Genomic DNA, 592 nt, shown 5'->3' with positions numbered 1-592 from the left:
GAGCCGCCATTCGAGCGGCTTGGGTGCACTGGCCGGAAAATGCATCCGGCCAATGCCATCGCTGTCGCAGAAAATGTCGATGACGCCCGCCAGATCCGCGGTGGCGACAATAGAGCGGCGCGGATAGTCCGCACTCAGGGGTTGCACGCCGGCGATACCCTCGCCGATTCGTCGCGGAGTGCCGGGCGCTGGCTGCTCATTGACGGCCATCTGAGTGATCGCCGTGCGCCGCTGGCAGTCGAAGTCGAGAATTTCCGGCTGGGCGGCCGGATCGTCGTCTGCAAATGCGATGGCGGAAGCCGGCAACCATGGCCTTGTCGGAGCCAGCTGCAGCGCCCGCGGCAGCGTTCCGGCACCCGTTGCCAGAAAGCTGAAACTCTGGAAGCGGCGGCCATAGGCAAGGCGCGGTGTCGGCGAGAAATCAGGGGGCACGGGGAAATCGTGCGGCTCATGCGTGTAAAAGGACGGTAGTCGCTCGTCGGACGACTGTTCGGTCGCCGGGGCGTCGGCGAAGGGGAGGCCCTGATAGGCAATGAACATCGGCGCACGGCCATCGGAGACGGCCGGGAGCATCGGATGGGGCGCGCCTGCC

General features: G+C 66.2%; 1 protein-coding gene. It reads right to left on the bottom strand.

Features of this window, described 5'->3' with window-relative positions:
* On the bottom strand, positions 1-540 hold a 540-nt coding region (locus PMI02_RS00030; RefSeq protein WP_238538924.1), incomplete at its 3' end, for a hypothetical protein.
* Between the last annotated feature and the right edge of the window lie 52 nt (positions 541-592).

The sequence above is a fragment of the Novosphingobium sp. AP12 genome, assembly GCF_000281975.1.
Lineage (GTDB): Bacteria > Pseudomonadota > Alphaproteobacteria > Sphingomonadales > Sphingomonadaceae > Novosphingobium.
Note: the sequence above shows the minus strand (reverse complement) of the source record. Positions and strands in the feature narration are given on the sequence as shown.